This window comes from Citrobacter sp. GW821-FHT07H02, from assembly GCF_059418505.1.
Genome location: NZ_JBWKPZ010000001.1, coordinates 550,457 through 570,922 on the forward strand (window position 1 = coordinate 550,457; position 20,466 = coordinate 570,922).

Annotated in this window: 15 protein-coding genes; 8 read left to right on the top strand and 7 right to left on the bottom strand. The window is 54.0% G+C overall.

The window, feature by feature from the left end:
* Positions 1-115: 115 nt before the first annotated feature.
* Positions 116-793, bottom strand: coding sequence for an isochorismatase family protein (locus AC07NP_RS02555; RefSeq protein WP_494659476.1), 678 nt, complete (start codon positions 791-793; stop codon positions 116-118).
* A 19-nt stretch (positions 794-812) separates the two neighbouring features.
* Positions 813-1,673, bottom strand: coding sequence for a pirin family protein (locus AC07NP_RS02560; protein WP_494659477.1), 861 nt, complete (start codon positions 1,671-1,673; stop codon positions 813-815).
* A 109-nt stretch (positions 1,674-1,782) separates the two neighbouring features.
* On the opposite strand from AC07NP_RS02560, the gene AC07NP_RS02565 reads away from it, so the two are divergent.
* Positions 1,783-2,691 (top strand): LysR family transcriptional regulator, encoded by a 909-nt coding sequence (locus AC07NP_RS02565; protein WP_494659478.1) that lies wholly within the window; start codon positions 1,783-1,785, stop codon positions 2,689-2,691.
* 78 nt (positions 2,692-2,769) lie between these two features.
* Here AC07NP_RS02565 and infA read toward each other — a convergent pair whose 3' ends face one another.
* From infA to trxB, 5 genes are all read right to left on the bottom strand, one after another.
* A complete protein-coding gene (gene infA / locus AC07NP_RS02570; protein WP_001040187.1) occupies positions 2,770-2,988 on the bottom strand; it encodes a translation initiation factor IF-1 in 219 nt (72 codons plus the stop codon).
* 285 nt (positions 2,989-3,273) lie between these two features.
* Positions 3,274-3,978: a leucyl/phenylalanyl-tRNA--protein transferase gene (aat, locus tag AC07NP_RS02575; protein WP_494659479.1), complete on the bottom strand. Its 705-nt coding sequence runs from the start codon at positions 3,976-3,978 to the stop codon at positions 3,274-3,276.
* 44 nt (positions 3,979-4,022) lie between these two features.
* The gene (gene cydC, locus AC07NP_RS02580; protein ID WP_494659480.1) at positions 4,023-5,744 is read right to left on the bottom strand and encodes a heme ABC transporter ATP-binding protein/permease CydC; all 1,722 of its coding nucleotides are present in this window, start codon (positions 5,742-5,744) and stop codon (positions 4,023-4,025) included.
* Positions 5,745-7,511 carry a heme ABC transporter permease/ATP-binding protein CydD gene (gene cydD / locus AC07NP_RS02585; protein WP_494659481.1) on the bottom strand — a complete coding sequence of 589 codons (1,767 nt, stop codon included), beginning with the start codon at positions 7,509-7,511 and terminating at the stop codon, positions 5,745-5,747.
* 112 nt (positions 7,512-7,623) lie between these two features.
* Positions 7,624-8,592: a thioredoxin-disulfide reductase gene (trxB, locus tag AC07NP_RS02590; RefSeq protein WP_494659482.1), complete on the bottom strand. Its 969-nt coding sequence runs from the start codon at positions 8,590-8,592 to the stop codon at positions 7,624-7,626.
* Between the two features lie 545 nt (positions 8,593-9,137).
* Here trxB and lrp point away from each other — a divergent pair.
* The 7 genes from lrp to dmsB all read left to right on the top strand — a co-directional run bounded on the left by lrp (position 9,138) and on the right by dmsB (position 20,466).
* On the top strand, positions 9,138-9,632 hold the full coding sequence (lrp, locus tag AC07NP_RS02595) for a leucine-responsive transcriptional regulator Lrp (RefSeq protein ID WP_000228473.1): 495 nt from the start codon (positions 9,138-9,140) through the stop codon (positions 9,630-9,632).
* Positions 9,633-9,766: 134 nt separating this feature from the next.
* Positions 9,767-13,687: a DNA translocase FtsK gene (gene ftsK / locus AC07NP_RS02600; RefSeq protein ID WP_494659483.1), complete on the top strand. Its 3,921-nt coding sequence runs from the start codon at positions 9,767-9,769 to the stop codon at positions 13,685-13,687.
* A gap of 122 nt (positions 13,688-13,809) precedes the next feature.
* Complete coding sequence (gene lolA / locus AC07NP_RS02605) at positions 13,810-14,421, top strand: outer membrane lipoprotein periplasmic chaperone LolA (protein WP_162380079.1); 612 nt, start codon at positions 13,810-13,812, stop codon at positions 14,419-14,421.
* Positions 14,422-14,431: 10 nt separating this feature from the next.
* Positions 14,432-15,775 carry a replication-associated recombination protein RarA gene (rarA, locus tag AC07NP_RS02610; RefSeq protein WP_494659484.1) on the top strand — a complete coding sequence of 448 codons (1,344 nt, stop codon included), beginning with the start codon at positions 14,432-14,434 and terminating at the stop codon, positions 15,773-15,775.
* A gap of 90 nt (positions 15,776-15,865) precedes the next feature.
* Positions 15,866-17,158 (top strand): serine--tRNA ligase, encoded by a 1,293-nt coding sequence (gene serS, locus AC07NP_RS02615; protein WP_203358299.1) that lies wholly within the window; start codon positions 15,866-15,868, stop codon positions 17,156-17,158.
* 235 nt (positions 17,159-17,393) lie between these two features.
* Positions 17,394-19,838 (top strand): dimethylsulfoxide reductase subunit A, encoded by a 2,445-nt coding sequence (dmsA, locus tag AC07NP_RS02620; protein WP_494659485.1) that lies wholly within the window; start codon positions 17,394-17,396, stop codon positions 19,836-19,838.
* Positions 19,839-19,848: 10 nt separating this feature from the next.
* Positions 19,849-20,466: a dimethylsulfoxide reductase iron-sulfur subunit DmsB gene (gene dmsB, locus AC07NP_RS02625; protein WP_203358297.1), complete on the top strand. Its 618-nt coding sequence runs from the start codon at positions 19,849-19,851 to the stop codon at positions 20,464-20,466.

Here is a 20,466-nt window from a genome sequence, read left to right on the forward strand (position 1 = left end):
ACGGGGCGCTACTATAGGGAGTTGCGCTAAAACGGTCAAGCAGTATTTACGCTTTCACTCTCGTTTGGTTACGCAGTGTACATCTTCCTGCCCGACGTGGCGCAGGGGAGATGTATTAGTGCTGTGAATCGAGCTTTTCGTTGTTCTTCACCACTTCCTGCGCCCTGCTGTAGCTTTCAATCAGCAACTGATAGGCCGGGAATATGTGGGTGTACACATCAGCCCATTCGGCCGCGTCTTCACGATTCCAGGTCCCCTGGAGTTCAGCAGCGATCGCCGCTGTATCCATCGGTACGACACCGGCCTGCACCACGCGGGCGAGGGTGATCTCTTGCGCCATCTTGCTGTACGTGCCCGAAGCATCAATCACGGCAAATACCTTGTAACCTTCAGCCACTGCACTGATGGCCGGGAACGCCATGCACACGCTGGTAATCGTGCCTGCGATAATCAGCGTTTTACGGCCCGTTGCTTTTACCGCCTTAACAAACTCGTCGTTATCCCAGGCGTTAATTTCGCCTTTACGTGCAACGTACTGCGCATGCGGTGCATTGGCGTGGATCTCGGGGATAAGGGGGCCATTAGGACCCTGCGGTACGGATGCGGTGGTAATAACCGGCATTTTCGACAGGGTTGCCATTTTGGCCAGCGCGGCAGCGCGTGCGCGCAGCTCCGGCATTGGCATATCGCCCACGGTCTGGAACAAACCGCTCTGGTGATCGATCAACAGCATCACGGAATCATTCACATCAATAACCGGACGCAAACCATTAAAATTAGCAGGACTGGACATGGTGTTCTCCTCAATGTTTTCAGATTTGGCCAAAACGACCAGAGTTAAAATCGCGAACAGCTTCGGCGATCTCTTGCTTTGTGTTCATCACAAAGGGGCCATAACCGACAATCGGTTCATTTAACGGTTCCCCCGCCAGCAACAGGACGGTGGCGTCGCTGCTGGCATCGAGATGGAAGGCTTCTTCCTGTTGGCTGAGTACCGCCATTTGCGCTTCATTGACCGGCGTGGTGCCGTTTACCGTAATGCTGCCTTTCAGGACAATCAGCGCGGTGCTCCAGCACGCGGGCTGAGAAAGCGTGATGTCGCAGCCTTGCTGTAAACGCATATCCCAGACATTCAGCGGCGAGAAGGTGTGTGCCGGGCCTTTTGTTCCCAGGAAGTCGCCAGCGATTATCCGCGCAGTGCCAGCCTCGCCAGGTAAGGCAACGGCGGGAATTAGCTCACTGCTGATACTCTGGTAGCCCGCAGCGGCCATTTTGTCTTTGGCGGGCAGGTTCACCCACAACTGCACCATCTCCAGCTCTCCCCCGCGTTCAGTAAATGCAGGAGAGTGAAATTCTTCGTGCAGAATGCCCGCGCCCGCCGTCATCCACTGCACGTCACCTGGGCCGATGATGCCGCCGCGACCGGTTGAATCGCGGTGCTCAACTTCACCGCTGTAAACGATCGTGACCGTTTCGAACCCCCGGTGAGGATGTTCACCAACGCCGCGTTTTTCAGTGCCTGGCGCGAAGGTGTGGGGACCTGCGTAATCCAGAAGCAGGAACGGACTCAACGATTGCGCATGGGACTGGTAAGAGAACAGCGAACGAACCGGGAATCCATCGCCAACCCAGTGCGGGCGAGGTGCGGTGTAGACGCCTGTTACGTGTTTCATCTTTATCTCCTCAATGGCGTAGTGGTGTTGTCAATAAGCTTATATTCATGACAATAAGGTGTGTAGTAGCTAAAATGGCATGGACTGTTCTAAAAATGGGACAATAAAAATGAAACCGGATCTCAATGATTTTGCGTGGTTTGTTCATGTCGTCGAGGAAGGGGGATTTGCTGCGGCAGGTCGCGCGCTCGATGAACCTAAGTCAAAACTCAGTCGGCGTATCGCACAACTTGAGGAACGTCTGGGGGTCAGGCTGATTCAGCGTACGACACGGCAGTTCAATGTGACTGAAGTTGGGCAGACGTTTTATGAGCATTGCAAAGCGATGCTGGTTGAGGCGCAGGCGGCGCAGGATGCTATCGCTGCGCTACAGGTGGAGCCGCGCGGCGTGGTGAAGCTGACCTGTCCTGTCACGTTGCTGCATGCGCATATCGGTCCGATGCTGGCTAAATTTTTGGCGCGCTATCCCGATGTTTCACTGCAACTGGAAGCGACTAATCGTCGTGTTGATGTGGTGGGTGAGGGGATTGATATTGCGATTCGCGTCAGGCCGCGTCCTTTTGAGGATAGCGATCTGGTGATGCGTGTATTATCCGATCGCGGACATCGCCTGTTTGCCAGCCCGGCATTGATCGCCCGGATGGGCAATCTTTCTTCCCCCGCAGAGCTCAACAACTGGCCGGGCCTGAGTCTTGCCGCCGGGAAACATATACACCGATGGGAATTGTTTGGACCAGAAGGGGCGAGGGCCGAAGTGCATTTTACGCCGCGTTTGATTACCACCGATATGCTGGCGTTGCGTGAGGCGGCAGTCGCGGGCGTTGGCGTTGTGCAGTTACCGGTATTGATGGTCAAAGAGCAACTGGCTGCCGGTGAGCTGGTCGCTTTGCTGGATGGCTGGGAGCCGAAAAGGGAAGTTATCCACGCGGTATTTCCAACGCGACGTGGATTGCTGCCTTCCGTACGTGCATTAGTCGATTTCTTAACGGAAGAGTATGCGCGGATGGTAGAAGATTAACACCTGACATTGCGCCCACAAAAAAGGCCGGATAAACCGACCTTTTATTATCTTTACGCCATTCGGGCGTGAAAACAATCAGCGACTACGGAAGACAATGCGGCCTTTGCTCAGGTCGTACGGGGTCAGCTCAACAGTCACTTTGTCGCCCGTCAGGATGCGGATATAGTTTTTACGCATTTTACCGGAGATGTGTGCAGTAACCACGTGACCGTTTTCTAACTCTACGCGGAACATGGTATTAGGTAACGTTTCAAGAACGGTACCCTGCATTTCAATATTGTCTTCTTTGGCCATCTAATCCTCTGGGGTATCACTACCGTAATTTGAACCGGCAAGATAATGCCGAAGTTCTTTTAATAAGTAAAGATTTGCGCGTTTAAAACACAGCAAATCAGGTTTGGCGCATTACTCCGATCACACACGGCAAAGCCGCACTAAAAGCGCAACGTATAAGGGAGCGATGAGATAAACGATGGGCGTTACCTGACGCGAACTGTTCCTTAACGGCGGCGGGGTAATGGGCATAACCTGCTCTGCGGCACAATTATAACACCCCAACAAAAAATGTGCCGAAAACATTCACTCCTCAGGTGAAAATAACGTGCGAGGCACCCAAAAAAGGGCTGGCAACCGCTGCGGGCGCATTATGCTGAGATGCTCAAGGTATTCACGACGGGCTATTTCCACGGCTCCCAGCGACGCGGTGTGGTTATTTAGCACCTGGCAGTCGATCAGTTTTCCCCCCTGATGGCGAAATTCAGTGCAAAAAACAAGCAGTGCTGTTTTGGAGGCATTTTCCTGGCGGCTGAACATCGACTCACCGCAAAAAAGGGTGCCTTGCGATACGCCGTACATTCCGCCCACTAATTCATTGTGGCGCCATACTTCAATGGAGTGCGCATGGCCCAATTCATGTAAACGATGATAAGCCTCCACCACATCGCGCGTTATCCATGTCCCTTCCTCGCGATCGTTGGCACAGCCTTCAATGACCTGATCAAACGCATAATTCAACGTCACCCGATAGGGTGAGTGTTTGTGAAAGCGCTTCATGCTGCGGCTGAGATGAAAATGTTCCGGCCATAAAACAGCGCGAGGGTCGGGGGACCACCAGAGAATCGGATCGCCAGGCGAAAACCACGGAAATATGCCCCGCTGGTACGCCATTAATAAGCGGGCGGGGCTAAGATCGCCCCCAAGGGCTAATAACCCATTGGGCTCGCGCAAAGCGCCTTCCGGGGAAGGGAAGGCTATTGAGTGGCGAGAAAGCTGAACCAGGCGCATGACAGCACAACTCCAGTACGCAAGTCGGATCGTTCAATAATAGCTTACAGACGTTGCTTAAACTGGTAATAACGACCCTGCCTGGCTAACAGATCTGCGTGATTACCTTGCTCAATAATTTGCCCGTTGTCCATCACTATTATTTGATCAAAACGCGACAGCCCGCGCAGGCGGTGTGTGACCATTAACAGCGTTTTGTTTCGCATAACATCAGCAAGCAATTCAAGCATTTGGCTTTCGGTTGTGGCGTCTAACCCCTCGGTCGGTTCATCCAGCAACATCAGCGGGGCGTCGTGCAATAATGCGCGGGCGATAGCCAGACGGCGAAGTTCACCGCCGGATAACTGACGACCCCCTTCACCTAACCAGCTATTAAGCCCGCCATCGTCGAGTAATTTCTCGAGCCCGACACGGCACAGCATTTCTGACAGCGCTTCGTCACTGGCATTAGGGGCCGCCAGCAGAAGGTTGTCACGCAGTGTGGCGCTGAACAGATGTACGCGCTGCGGTACGACGCTGATGGTGGCGCGCAGCGTGGCTTCGTTAAGTTCAGAAATCGGCTGATTGTTGATGAGGATCTCGCCCTGCTGCGGGTTCCACGCCCGGGTCAGTAATTGCAATAGCGTCGATTTTCCGCAGCCTGTACGCCCAAGAATGGCAATATGCTCACCAGGGTTCGCGTGCAGCGAGAGGGATTCCAGCGCATTTTGTGCCTGCTCAGGATAGCTGAACGAAATATCACGCATCGTCAGCGTCACCTGCTCTGGCACCGCTGAGTCCGCCTCCGGAAATTCCACCTCGGGTTTCTGTTCGGTGAGATCGGTAATGCGTAGCGCAGAGGCAATAACCTGACCAAGATGCTGGAACGCTCCCGTCACGGGGGCCAGCGCCTCAAATGCCGCCAGCGCGCAAAAGACGAAGAGGGCAATCAGCGCACCGGGTTTGTCGTTGCCACCCACGCCGCCGGAGGCCATCCACAGCATTAACATGACCGCCATCGCGCCAATCAACAGCATGACGGCCTGAGACAGTGCGGTCAGTTCAGACTGGTGGCGTTGGGCTTCATGCCACTGCAACTCTGTGCTTTCCATCTGCGCCCGGTAGCGATCGCTGGCGCCAAAGATCGTCAATTCCGCTTGTCCTTGCAGCCAGCCGGTGAGCTGCTGGCGATACTGTCCACGCAGGTGGGTCAGGCTCTGTCCGGTACTCTTCCCCGCGCGGTAAAACAGCGGAGGCAGAATGAACAAGGTCAGCAACATAACCCCCCCGAGCGTTATCGCGAGGGTGACATCGAGAAAGCTCAGGCCCAGGGTGACGACCAGAATCACCACAAAGGCGCCCACTATTGGAGAGATGACGCGCAAATAGAGGTGATCGAGCGTATCGACGTCGGCAACCACGCGGTTAAGCAACTCCCCCTGGCGATAACGGGCAAGCCCCGCCGGAGAGAGGGGTAACAGTTTGCTGAAGGTATAAATTCGCAGATGCTGCAAGACGCGAAACGTCGCGTCATGGCTCACTAACCGTTCAAAATAGCGACCCGCAGTACGGGTAATCGCCGCACCGCGTACGCCTGCGGCAGGCAGCATATAGTTAAAACTGTAAATGCCGGTAACACCCACGACGGCGGAAGCGGACAGGAACCAGCCGGAGAGCGTCAACAGTCCAATGCTGGCCAGCAGCGTGACGATCGCCAGCACGATCCCGAGCGTTAACATCCATTTATGGCGCTTGTAGAGCGCTAAATAGGGGAGCAAGGCGCGCATTCAGATGTCCTCCTGACGGTGAGCCAATAACGTGGCAAACGGCCCGTTGGCGGTACTGAGTTGGGTATAGTGACCGTGTTCGACAATGTGTCCGTCCTGCATCACCCAAATGGCATCCCAGTCAGCCAGATCTTCGAGCTGGTGGGTAACCATCAAGGTGGTCTGGCGTCGGGACGCGGCGTTCAATGCCTGCATAACGCGCTGTTCGCTGTGTGCGTCCAGGCTGGCTGCGGGTTCATCAAGCAACAGCAGTTTGCACGGGTTCAACAACGCGCGAGCAACCGCAACGCGTTGCGCCTGACCGACGGAAAGTCGACCGGCCTGATCGCCCGTTGGTGTGTCCAGGCCTTGTGGCAGCATCGGCAGAAACTCACTGACCCAGGCGTTGTCGAGCGCGGCTTTGAGCTCTTGCTCAGTGGCATTCGGACGCGCTAACAGCACATTTTCCCGCAATGTTGCCGCAGGGAGTTGCGGATTTTGCCCGACCCAGGAAAGCTGCTTACGCCAGGAGTCAGGAGACAAATCGCGCAGTTCAATGTCGTTAACACGCAATGACCCCTGGTAGGAGAGAAAACCGGACAGCGCATTCAGCAGAGAACTTTTCCCTGAACCGCTGCGCCCGACCAGCACCGCACGGTGGCCCGCTGGCAGTGAGAAATTCAACGGACCGGCGAGAGTTTTACCTTCCGGGGAGGTGATAATAAGGTCCCGGGCTTCAATCGAGACAGGGTCTTTCGTCGCCAGCTCAATATCGCCACGTTCCGGGTGGGCGAGGGGCGTTTCCATAAACGTTTTCAGGCTGTCAGCCGCACCCACGGCCTGAGCTTTAGCGTGATAAAACGTGCCAAGATCGCGTAAAGGCTGAAAGAACTCAGGGGCAAGAATCAGCGCCAGGAAACCGGCGGCAAGCGTGACGCTGGTGCCATAGTGCCCGAAGTTAAGTTCGCCAAGATAAGAAAAACCGAAGTAGACAGCGACCAGCGCGATAGAAAGCGAGGTAAAGAATTCCAGAACGCCCGAAGATAAAAAGGCGAGGCGCAAGACCTCCATGGTGCGTTGGCGAAAATCCTGCGACGCAGCGCGAATGCTTTCAGTTTCGGCTTCCCCACGCCCAAAAATGCGTAACGTTTCCATACCGCGCAAGCGATCGAGAAAATGACCGCTCAGACGTGCAAGCGCCTGGAAGTTACGGCGGTTGGCATCTGCGGCCCCCATGCCAACCATCGCCATGAATAACGGAATCAGCGGCGCCGTTCCGAGCAGGATCAGCGCGGCAGCCCAGTTGGTTGGAAAAATGGCGGCGACGATCAGCAGTGGCACGCAGACGGCAAGCGCCATTTGTGGAAGATAGCGCGCATAGTAATCGTGCATATCGTCAATCTGTTCAAGCACCAGCGTCGCCCAACTTCCCGCAGGCTTTCCCTGAATCCACGCCGGTCCCGCCTGTTGCAGACGGTCCAACACCTGGCGACGTATTTCGAAGCGGATATGCTGCCCGGCATGAAAACCGACGCGTTCGCGCAGCCAGACGACCCAGGCGCGCAGGATAAAAATCAGTGCCAGAACGATAAAAGGGAGGAGGAGGGCTTCACGAGGAATGTTCTCCATAATCATATGCTGCAGAATACGCGCCATGATCCAGGCTTGAGCGACAATCAATAAGCCGCTGACAAATCCCAACAGACGAGAAATGTTCAGCCAGCGCTGAGAGAGGACGCTTTGCTGTTTTAACCAGCGAGTTAACTCTTTTTGACGGGTTTTATTCATTGCACGCTTAGCAGGTGAGTTATCAGAATTTTAGGCAGGGCAATGTTACAACGGGGCAAAAATAAAGGCGACTTATAGTCGCCTTTTTTACTTTTGTTGATGATTTGTAAACTTATTTGCCAGCGTCGGCTAAACCGTCGAGATAACGCTCTGCATCCAGCGCCGCCATGCAACCTGTTCCCGCAGACGTAATCGCCTGGCGGTAAATGTGGTCCATCACGTCGCCAGCCGCAAAGACACCCGGAATGCTGGTTTGCGTGGCATTACCGTGAATGCCTGACTGAACTTTGATGTAGCCATTTTCCAGCTCAAGCTGACCGTCGAAAATAGCGGTATTCGGGCTGTGGCCGATGGCAACGAACAGGCCCGCAACGTCCAGCGATTCAATGTTGTCGGTGTTATGCGTATCGCGCAGGCGCAGGCCAGTAACGCCCATCTGATCGCCAGTCACTTCTTCAAGCGTACGGTGGGTATGCAGCACGATATTGCCGTTTTCGACTTTATCCATCAGACGTTTGATCAGGATTTTTTCTGCACGGAAACTGTCGCGACGGTGAATCAGATGGACTTCAGAGGCGATATTCGCCAGGTACAACGCTTCTTCAACAGCCGTGTTGCCACCGCCGATGACCGCGACTTTTTGATTGCGATAGAAGAAACCGTCACAGGTGGCGCAGGCGGAAACGCCGCGTCCCTTGAACGCTTCTTCTGATGGCAAGCCGAGATAGCGAGCGGAAGCCCCGGTAGCGATGATCAGCGCATCACAGGTGTATTCGCCATTGTCGCCAGTCAGACGGAACGGACGGTTCTGCAAGTCCACCTTATTGATATGATCAAAAATTATCTCAGTATCAAATTTTGTCGCATGTTCATGCATGCGTTCCATCAACAGCGGCCCCGTCAGGTCGTTTGGATCGCCTGGCCAGTTTTCCACTTCGGTCGTGGTGGTCAGCTGACCGCCTTTTTCCATACCGGTGATCAGGACCGGTTGCAGGTTTGCACGCGCAGCGTAGACCGCAGCGGTATATCCCGCTGGTCCTGAACCAAGAATAAGCAGTTTACTGTGTTTGGTCGTGCCCATGAGATCCCCATAGTTGTTGGCAGGCAATGGGCAGGATTGTAGGGAATTTGGTGGCGTAAAAAAAGAGTATAGCGATTTTGTTAACAATTTGTGTAATAGCAGGAACCAATGAGAGGCCACGGAGAGGGCGCGACTATAATGATTTCTACTTAAAATAGGGCTGTTATAAGGTGATAAAATGACGATTAACGACCGCTCCCAATGAATAATTGGCATGTTGTACTAAAAATCGATGTTTTGCTTTGACAATCCCCTGCTGTTTTGCGAAAACATTCATTGAAGAAGAAAACAGTGATATGTGTGTGATGCATAACCATGCATGTAAATACCATGTTTACCGGCTAGCGAAATCTACGCATGGTGTGGACAGACGCCATTCGTGATATCGATAGCGGCCATCAGGCAACGGTCTTCTCACTATAGACCCGGCATTGCGCGCCGTTAATCCCTCTGGGTTTCGGTCTATTGTGATGGGCATAGGCTCTAAACAGTGATGTGCAAAGAGTCAGGCAGGAGTAGGGAAGGAATACAGAGAGACAATAATAATGGTAGATAGCAAGAAGCGCCCTGGCAAAGATCTCGACCGCATCGATCGCAACATTCTTAATGAGTTGCAAAAGGATGGCCGTATTTCGAACGTCGAGCTTTCTAAACGAGTTGGACTTTCACCGACACCCTGCCTTGAGCGTGTTCGTCGGCTGGAAAGACAGGGATTTATTCAGGGCTATACAGCACTGTTAAACCCGCATTATCTGGATGCATCACTTCTGGTTTTTGTTGAGATTACTCTGAATCGTGGTGCGCCGGATGTGTTTGAGCAATTTAACACCGCAGTACAAAAACTTGAAGAAATTCAAGAGTGTCATTTAGTTTCCGGTGACTTCGACTACCTGTTGAAAACACGCGTGCCGGATATGTCTGCCTATCGTAAGCTGCTGGGGGAAACCCTGCTGCGTCTGCCTGGCGTGAATGACACACGTACCTATGTGGTGATGGAAGAAGTAAAACAGAGCAATCGTCTGGTAATTAAGACGCGCTAACACGGAACAGGTGCAAAATCGACGCAGTTTGATTACACTCCTGTTAATCCATACAGCAACAGTGCCGGGGCAACCCGGTGCTGTTGTCCGTTTTAGCATCGGGCAGGAAAAGCCTGAAACCTGGAGAGCCTTTTTTGAGCCAGGAATACACTGAAGACAAAGAAGTCACATTGACAAAGTTAAGCAGCGGGCGCCGACTTCTGGAAGCGTTGCTGATCCTTATTGCCCTTTTTGCCGTCTGGTTGATGGCTGCCTTACTGAGTTTTAATCCCTCAGATCCCAGTTGGTCGCAGACTGCATGGCACGAACCTATCCATAATCTGGGCGGCATGCCGGGAGCCTGGCTGGCTGACACCTTGTTCTTCATTTTCGGCGTCATGGCTTACACCATCCCGGTCATTATGGTGGGGGGATGCTGGTTTGCCTGGCGACATCAGGCCAGCGACGAATATATCGATTATTTTGCCGTGTCGTTGCGCGTGATTGGCGTGCTGGCGCTCATTCTGACCTCCTGCGGTCTTGCGGCAATTAATGCTGATGACATCTGGTATTTCGCCTCTGGCGGCGTGATTGGCAGTCTGCTGAGCACGACGCTTCAACCTTTGCTGCACAGCAGTGGGGGAACCATTGCGTTATTGTGCATCTGGGCCGCCGGTCTGACGCTGTTTACGGGGTGGTCATGGGTCAGCATTGCCGAAAAATTAGGCGGCTGGCTGCTCAATCTTCTGACATTCGCCAGTAATCGTACCCGTCGTGATGATACGTGGATCGACGATGAAGAGTATGAAGATGACGACGAGTTTGCCGATGAACCTGATGGCGTCAAACGAGAGTCCCGACGCGCACGTATTCTCCGGGGTGCATTGGCGCGACGCAAACGTCTGGCAGAGAAGTTTACCAACCCACGCGGTCGTCATACCGATGCGGCGCTATTTTCCGGCAAACGCATGGATGATGAAGAGGAAATTGAATACAGCGCGCGTGGCGTACCTGCCGATCCTAACGACGTGCTTTTCTCCGGGCATCGTGCGACTCAGCCTGAGTATGATGAATATGATCCGTTGCTCAATGGTCACTCGGTCACCGAACCGGTAGCTGCCGCCGCCGTGGCGACAGCGGCTACGCAAGCCTGGGCTGCGCCTGCCGATCCCGCGCTGCAAACACCGTCGATTCCCGGCGCCGAACCTGTACCCGCTGCACCTGAGATGCAATGGCAATCTGTACCAGGGCCGGAATATACCGACACCGTTATTGCCCCAGCGCCGGAAGGGTATCCGCAACCGTCGCAATATGGTCAACCACAGGTTCCTGCTCATGAACCCTGGCAGCAACCTGCGCCAGTTGAACCTGAGCCGCACTATTATGCGCCACCAGTTGCGGAACCTGGCTACGAACAGCCCGTCGCGCCGCAACCGCAAACGCCATGGCAGCCACAAGAAGCCGTTGCGGAGCAAAGCTGGCAACCTGAACCGGTTTACCCACAAGAGCCGGTGCATTCCTCTGAGCCTGTTCATCAACCGGAACCCATTGCCGTTGAGCCAGAGCCAGAGGTTGAAGAATCTAAACCTGCACGCCCACCGCTTTACTATTTTGAAGAAGTGGAAGAAAAGCGTGCGCGTGAGCGTGAGCAACTTGCGGCGTGGTATCAGCCAATTCCTGAGCCAGTGAACGAACCTGAGCCGGTGAAGTATTCTTCACCCGTGACGGCGGCTATACCGCCAGTGGAATCCATTGCCGCGGCTGCACCATTAGCGGCAGGCGTGAAAGACGCAACGTTGGCGGCAGGGGCGGTAGCCGCTGCGGCAGCACCAGTATTTAGTCTTGCGGGGGATGGCGCGCCACGCCCGCAGGTTAAAGAAGGTATTGGACCGCAGTTACCGCGACCAAATCGTGTGCGTGTACCAACACGCCGTGAGCTGGCATCGTATGGCATCAAATTACCGTCTCAACGCATGGCGGAAGAGAAAGCGCGTGAGGCGGAGCGTCTCGATTCTGATACGCAGTACTCTGAAGATGAAATCGAGGCGATGCAGCAAGATGAACTGGCTCGCCAGTTTGCACAATCGCAGCAGCATCGTTATGGCGAAGAATATCAGCACGATGGTTCTCAACCGGAAGACGAAGATGCCCGCGCTGAAGCCGAGCTGGCGCGTCAGTTTGCCTCTTCACAGCAACAACGTTATTCCGGCGAACAACCCTCAGGCGCGAATCCATTCTCGCTGGATGATTTTGAGTTCTCACCGATGAAAACATTGGTGGATGAGGGCCCGCATGAGCCGTTGTTCACCCCAGGTGTGATGCCGGAGTCTGCGTCTGTTCAACAACCGCAATATCAGCAGCCTGTTGCACAACCGCCCCAGTATCAACAGCCACATCAGCCTGTTGTTCAACCGCCGCAGTATCAACAGCCACATCAGCCTGTTGTTCAACCGCCGCAGTATCAGCAGCCACAGCAGCCTGTTGCGCAGCCGCCGCAGTACCAGCAGCCACAACAGCCTGTTGCGCAGCCAAAAGAAAGCCTGATTCATCCGCTGCTGATGCGTAACGGTGACGGTCGCCCGGCGCTTAAACCGACCACGCCGCTGCCGTCGTTAGATTTGCTGACGCCGCCGCCAACGGAAATTGAGCCAGTGGATACCTTTGCGCTTGAGCAAATGGCACGCCTGGTCGAAGCTCGACTGGCGGATTTCCGCATTAAAGCGGATGTTGTGAACTACTCACCGGGTCCGGTAATCACCCGCTTCGAACTGAACCTGGCGCCGGGTGTGAAAGCGGCGCGTATTTCCAACCTGTCGCGCGATTTGGCCCGCTCGCTGTCTACCGTCGCGGTGCGCGTAGTGGAAGTGATTCCAGGTAAACCTTACGTAGGTCTGGAATTGCCGAACAAAAAACGCCAGACCGTTTATCTGCGTGAAGTGCTCGACTGCGCGCGCTTCCGTGATAACCCGTCGCCGCTCTCTGTGGTGTTGGGTAAAGACATCGCCGGTGATCCCGTGGTGGCTGACCTGGCGAAAATGCCGCACCTTCTGGTTGCCGGTACTACCGGTTCCGGTAAATCGGTCGGTGTGAACGCCATGATCCTCAGCATGCTCTACAAAGCACAGCCTGAAGACGTTCGTTTTATCATGATCGACCCGAAAATGCTGGAGCTCTCGGTTTATGAAGGTATACCGCATCTGTTAACGGAAGTGGTTACCGACATGAAAGATGCCGCCAACGCCCTGCGCTGGAGCGTCAACGAGATGGAACGCCGCTACAAGCTGATGTCAGCGTTGGGCGTGCGTAACCTGGCGGGTTACAACGAGAAGATTGCCGAAGCGAAACGCATGGGCCGTCCGATTCCGGACCCATACTGGAAACCGGGCGACAGCATGGATGTCACGCATCCGGTGTTGGAAAAACTGCCGTATATCGTTGTGCTGGTGGATGAATTTGCTGACCTGATGATGACCGTCGGCAAAAAAGTGGAAGAGCTGATCGCACGTCTGGCGCAGAAAGCGCGCGCTGCGGGTATCCACCTGGTGCTGGCTACGCAGCGTCCGTCGGTTGATGTTATTACCGGCCTGATTAAAGCGAACATCCCAACGCGTATCGCGTTTACAGTGTCGAGCAAGATCGACTCCCGTACTATTCTCGACCAGGGTGGCGCGGAATCGTTGCTCGGAATGGGGGATATGCTTTACTCCGCCCCGAACTCTAGCACGCCTGTACGTGTTCACGGCGCGTTCGTTCGCGATGAAGAAGTTCACGCTGTCGTGCAGGACTGGAAAGCGCGTGGTCGTCCACAGTACGTCGACGGCATCACCTCCGATAGCGAAAGTGAAGGCGGCGGTGGCGGCTTAGACGGTGGCGAAGAGCTGGATCCCTTATTCGATCAGGCCGTGAATTTTGTGACCCAAAAACGTAAAGCGTCGATCTCCGGCGTACAGCGCCAGTTCCGCATTGGCTATAACCGTGCGGCGCGCATCATCGAGCAGATGGAGGCGCAAGGGATCGTCAGCGAACAAGGTCATAACGGCAATCGTGAAGTGTTGGCTCCGCCTCCCTTTGATTGATTGCAAAGTTCGGTAAATAAATAAGAATTCAGTATTTTCTTCTTTCCTCATGCTGATTTTTGGCCTGGAATGGATAGCAGAGGGATCTCCCCATCGGGAGTGACGTATTTTGAGGAATAACAATGAAAAAAATCGCAATCACCTGTGCATTACTCTCAAGCTTTGTCGTGAGCAGCGTATGGGCCGATGCCGCCAGCGATCTGAAAAGTCGTCTGGATAAAGTCAGCAGCTTCCACGCCAGCTTTACTCAGAAAGTGACCGACGGTAGCGGTGCAGCGGTTCAGGAAGGCCAGGGGGATTTATGGGTCAAGCGCCCAAATCTGTTTAACTGGCATATGACGCAGCCTGACGAGAGCATTCTGGTGTCTGACGGTAAAACGCTGTGGTTCTTTAACCCCTTTGTCGAGCAGGCAACGGCGACGTGGTTGAAGGATGCAACAGGCAATACACCGTTTATGCTGATTGCCCGCAACCAGTCCAGCGACTGGCAGCAATACAACATTAAACAAAACGGCGATGACTTCGTCCTGACGCCGAAAACCAGCAACGGGAACCTGAAGCAGTTCACTATCAATGTTGGGCGTGACGGCACCATTCATCAGTTCAGTGCGGTAGAGCAAGATGGTCAGCGCAGCAACTATCAGCTGAAGTCTCAGCAGAATGGCGCTGTAGAAGCATCGAAATTTACCTTTACCCCTCCGCAAGGCGTAACGGTAGACGACCAACGTAAGTAGAGGCCTGTGAGTGAGCAATCTGTCGCTCGATTTTTCTGATAATACCTTTCAGCCACTGGCCGCACGTATGCGGCCAGAAAATTTAGCACAGTATATTGGTCAGCAGCATCTGCTGGCTGCGGGTAAGCCATTACCTCGCGCCATCGAGGCGGGTCATCTGCACTCCATGATCCTGTGGGGGCCGCCTGGCACGGGAAAAACCACCCTTGCCGAAGTGATCGCCCGTTATGCCAATGCTGATGTCGAACGTATTTCGGCTGTCACTTCTGGCGTGAAAGAGATCCGCGAAGCCATTGAACGTGCTCGCCAGAACCGTAACGCGGGCCGTCGCACGATCCTGTTTGTCGACGAAGTTCACCGCTTCAATAAAAGCCAGCAGGATGCGTTTCTGCCGCATATTGAAGATGGCACTATCACCTTTATCGGCGCCACAACTGAAAACCCTTCCTTTGAGCTGAACTCCGCGTTGTTGTCGCGAGCGCGTGTCTATTTGTTGAAATCGCTGACCACCGACGATATTGAGCAGGTGCTGAGCCAGGCGATGGAAGACAAAGCACGTGGCTATGGCGGTCAGGATATCGTCCTGCCGGATGAAACATGCAGGGCGATAGCCGAACTGGTTAACGGCGATGCGCGTCGTGCGTTAAATACGCTTGAAATGATGGCGGACATGGCGGAAGTCGATGCCAGTGGAAAACGTGTTCTTCAGCCTGCGTTACTGACCGAGATTGCCGGGGAACGCAGCGCGCGCTTTGATAACAAAGGTGACCGCTTTTACGACCTTATCTCTGCATTGCATAAATCCGTTCGCGGCAGCGCCCCGGATGCGGCGCTCTACTGGTACGCGCGGATCATTACCGCCGGTGGCGATCCGCTGTACGTTGCGCGCCGCCTTCTGGCTATTGCGTCTGAAGATGTGGGTAATGCCGACCCACGCGCTATGCAGGTGGCGATCTCCGCATGGGACTGTTTCACCCGCGTTGGCCCGGCAGAAGGCGAACGTGCGATTGCGCAGGCGATTGTTTACCTGGCCTGTGCGCCAAAAAGTAATGCTGTTTATACCGCTTTCAAAGCCGCGATGGCCGATGCACGTGAACGCCCGGATTTCGACGTGCCGGTTCACCTGCGTAATGCACCGACCAAACTGATGAAAGAAATGGGGTATGGGCAGGAGTATCGCTATGCCCATGATGAGCCCAACGCGTACGCTGCAGGTGAAGAGTACTTCCCGGCTGAAATGGCACAAATGCGCTATTACCATCCGACTAAACGGGGTCTTGAAGGTAAGATTGGTGAAAAGCTCGCCTGGCTCGCTGAACAGGATCAAAATAGCCGCACAAAACGCTACCGCTAGCGCAGGCGTTGCGGTAATGTTGGCAATGTATCTTTGCAACCGCAGGCTGCGGTTGCATTCCCTTTTTAATTCGATAAGCACAGGATAAGCATGCTCGATCCCAATCTGCTGCGTACCGAGCCAGACGCAGTCGCAGAAAAACTGGCACGCCGGGGCTTTAAGCTGGATGTAGATAAACTTCGCGCTCTTGAAGAGCGTCGTAAAGTACTGCAGGTAGAAACCGAAAACCTGCAGGCAGAGCGCAACTCGCGATCGAAATCCATTGGCCAGGCGAAAGCGCGCGGGGAAGATATCGAGCCATTACGCCTGGAAGTGAACAAACTCGGTGAGCAGCTTGATGCCGCGAAATCTGAGCTGGATGTGCTGCTGGCGGAAATCCGCGATATCGCGCTGACCATCCCGAACATCCCTCACGATGACGTACCGGTCGGTAAAGACGAAAACGACAACGTTGAAGTCAGCCGCTGGGGCACCCCGCGTCAATTCGATTTCGACGTTCGCGACCACGTTACCCTGGGCGAAATGCACAGCGGTCTCGATTTCGCTGCTGCGGTTAAACTTACCGGCTCTCGCTTTGTGGTGATGAAAGGTCAGATCGCCCGTATGCACCGCGCACTGTCGCAGTTCATGCTGGATCTGCACACTGAACAGCACGGTTACAGCGAAAACTATGTACCGTATCTGGTGAACCACGACACGCTGTACGGTACCGGTCAGTTGCCGAAATTTGCCGGCGATCTGTTCCATACGCGTCCGCTGGAAGAAGAATCCGACAGCAGCAACTATGCGCTGATCCCAACTGCGGAAGTGCCGCTAACCAACCTGGTGCGCGATGAAATCATCGACGAAGACGACCTGCCGATCAAAATGACCGCGCATACGCCGTGCTTCCGTTCCGAAGCGGGTTCTTACGGTCGTGACACGCGTGGTCTGATCCGTATGCACCAGTTCGACAAAGTTGAAATGGTACAGATCGTTCGTCCGGAAGATTCCATGGACGCACTGGAAGAGATGACCGGCCATGCTGAGAAAGTGCTTCAGTTGCTGGGTCTGCCGTATCGCAAAATTGTTCTGTGTACCGGTGACATGGGCTTCGGCGCATGCAAGACCTACGATCTGGAAGTGTGGATCCCGGCTCAGGATACCTATCGCGAGATCTCTTCCTGCTCTAACGTCTGGGATTTCCAGGCTCGCCGTATGCAGGCGCGTTGCCGCAACAAGTCTGACAAAAAGACCCGTCTGGTTCATACACTGAACGGTTCTGGTCTGGCCGTTGGCCGTACGCTGGTGGCGGTAATGGAAAACTATCAGCAGGCAGATGGCCGCATTGCGGTGCCGGAAGTATTGCGTCCGTATATGAACGGACTGGAATATATCGGCTAATACTGCTTTCTTTGAGTTAAAAAAGCGCCTAAGGGCGCTTTTTTTATGTCCGTTTGATACCGAACAATAATCCATACCCCCTTAGAGGTAATACTGGCTTCGTATGAAACTCAGCAGATTTCGCTGAATTTCATCACACTCATTATATACAAAACTATATAGCGATGATGTCGATATATAAATAACTACACAACGAAGTTTTGCCTTTGTTATGTGAGCAGCAGAGTGAGCCATTATGAAAACTAAGATCCCCGATGCCGTACTGGCAACTGAGGTGAGTCGTCGCGGTTTGGTAAAAACGACGGCGATAGGCGGACTGGCAATAGCCAGTAGCGCGTTCACCCTGCCATTTACCCGAATCGCGAATGCCGCTGAAGCAATCAGCCCGGCTCAGTCCAGCGAAAAAGTGGTCTGGAGCGCCTGTACGGTAAACTGTGGTAGCCGCTGTCCACTGCGTATGCATGTGGTGGATGGGGAAATCAAGTACGTTGAAACCGATAATACCGGTGATGATGATTACGAAGGATTGCATCAGGTACGTGCCTGCCTGCGTGGACGCTCTATGCGTCGACGTGTCTACAATCCCGACCGCCTGAAATATCCGATGAAACGTGTAGGCAAGCGCGGCGAAGGCAAATTCGAGCGTATTAGCTGGGATGAAGCCTACGAGATCATCACGACCAATATGCAACGTTTGATTAAAGACTATGGCAACGAGTCGATCTATCTGAACTATGGTACCGGTACGCTCGGCGGTACGATGACGCGTTCATGGCCGCCAGGCAAAACGCTGGTTGCGCGTCTGATGAACTGCTGCGGTGGGTATCTGAACCATTATGGGGATTATTCTTCTGCGCAAATTGCAGCCGGACTGAATTACACCTACGGCGGCTGGGCGGATGGCAACAGCCCTTCTGATATTGAGAACAGTAAGCTCGTCGTCCTGTTTGGTAATAACCCTGGCGAAACCCGCATGAGCGGGGGCGGGGTAACCTATTACCTCGAACAGGCGCGTCAGAAATCAAATGCACGAATGATCATCGTCGACCCGCGCTACACCGATACGGGGGCAGGGCGAGAGGATGAATGGATCCCGATTCGTCCGGGTACCGACGCGGCGTTGGTTAATGCGCTGGCGTACGTACTGATTACCGAAGACATGGTCGATCAGCCGTTCCTCGACAAATATTGTGTGGGTTACGACGAAAAAACCTTACCTGCCAGTGCGCCGAAAAATGGCCACTATAAGGCTTATATTCTGGGGCAAGGTAAAGACGGTATAGCGAAAACGCCTGAATGGGCAGCGCAAATTACCGGTATTCCGGCTGAGCGAATTGTGAAACTGGCCCGTGAAATCGGCAGTGCTAAACCGGCCTATATTTCGCAAGGTTGGGGGCCGCAGCGCCATGCGAATGGTGAAATTGCGACGCGTGCCATTTCCATGCTGGCGATACTAACCGGCAACGTTGGTATTAACGGTGGTAACAGCGGTGCGCGCGAAGGTTCTTATAGCATTCCGTTTGAACGTATGCCGACGCTGGAAAACCCGGTAGAAACCAGTATTTCGATGTTCATGTGGACGGATGCGATTGAACGCGGTCCTGAAATGACCGCGCTGCGCGACGGTGTGCGTGGTAAAGACAAGCTTGATGTGCCGATCAAAATGATCTGGAACTACGCGGGCAACTGTCTTATCAACCAGCACTCGGAAATCAACCGCACGCATGAAATTCTCCAGGATGACAAGAAGTGCGAAATGATTGTTGTCATCGACTGCCATATGACCTCTTCAGCGAAATATGCCGATATTTTGCTGCCTGACTGCACGGCATCCGAACAGATGGACTTTGCGCTGGATGCCTCCTGCGGGAATATGTCGTATGTGATTTTCACCGATGAGGCCATCAAGCCCCGTTTTGAATGTAAGACGATCTACCAGATGACCAGCGAGCTGGCAAAACGTCTGGGGGTAGAGCAGCAGTTTACTGAAGGGCGTACCCAGGAAGGGTGGATGCGCTATTTGTACGAGCAGTCGCGCAAAGCCATGCCGGAACTTCCGTCATTTGAAGAGTTCCGCAAGCAAGGGATCTTTAAACAGCGCGATCCTGCAGGACATCACGTGGCGTACAAAGCGTTCCGTGAAGACCCACAGGCTAATCCACTGACGACACCGTCCGGTAAAATCGAGATCTACTCGCAGGCGCTGGCAGAGATTGCAGCGAGCTGGGAATTGCCTGAAGGTGATGTGATCGATCCGCTGCCGATCTATGCGCCGGGTTTTGAAAGCTACAACGATCCGTTGACCAAAGACTATCCGCTGCAGTTGACGGGCTTCCACTACAAGTCTCGCGTGCACTCAACTTACGGCAACGTGGATGTGCTGAAAGCGTCCTGCCGCCAGGAAATGTGGATTAACCCGATGGATGCGCAAAAACGTGGCATCAAAAACGGAGAGAAGGTACGTATCTTCAATGGCCGTGGTGAGCTTCATATCGAAGCCAAAGTCACGCCGCGTATGATGCCAGGCGTTGTCGCCCTGGGTGAAGGGGCCTGGTATGACCCGGATGCGAAACGCGTAGATCAGGGCGGGTGTATTAACGTTCTGACAACGCAGCGTCCGTCGCCTCTTGCGAAGGGGAATCCGTCACATACCAACCTCGTTCAGGTTGAAAAGGTCTAAGGAGTAACCGATGACAACCCAGTATGGATTTTTTATTGATTCCAGCCGTTGCACCGGTTGCAAAACCTGCGAACTGGCTTGCAAAGACTACAAAGATTTAACCCCGGACGTCAGTTTCCGTCGTATTTACGAGTATGCCGGCGGCGACTGGCAGGAAGATAACGGCGTATGGCACCAGAATGTCTTTGCCTATTATCTCTCCATCGCCTGCAACCACTGTGAAGATCCGGCCTGTACCAAGGTCTGCCCAAGCGGTGCGATGCATAAACGTGAAGACGGTTTTGTGGTGGTGGACGAAGATGTCTGCATCGGTTGCCGTTATTGCCATATGGCCTGCCCGTACGGCGCACCGCAATACAATGCCGCTAAAGGCCACATGACCAAGTGCGATGGTTGTCACGACCGTGTCGCCGACGGCAAAAAACCGATCTGCGTGGAGTCCTGCCCGCTGCGCGCGCTGGACTTCGGCCCGATTGACGAGTTGCGTAAAAAACATGGCGAACTGGCCGCAGTCGCACCGTTACCGGGCGCGCATTTCACGAAGCCATGTATCGTTATCAAACCTAACGCCAATAGTCGCCCGACCGGAGATACCACCGGTTATCTGGCAAATCCGAAGGAGGTGTAA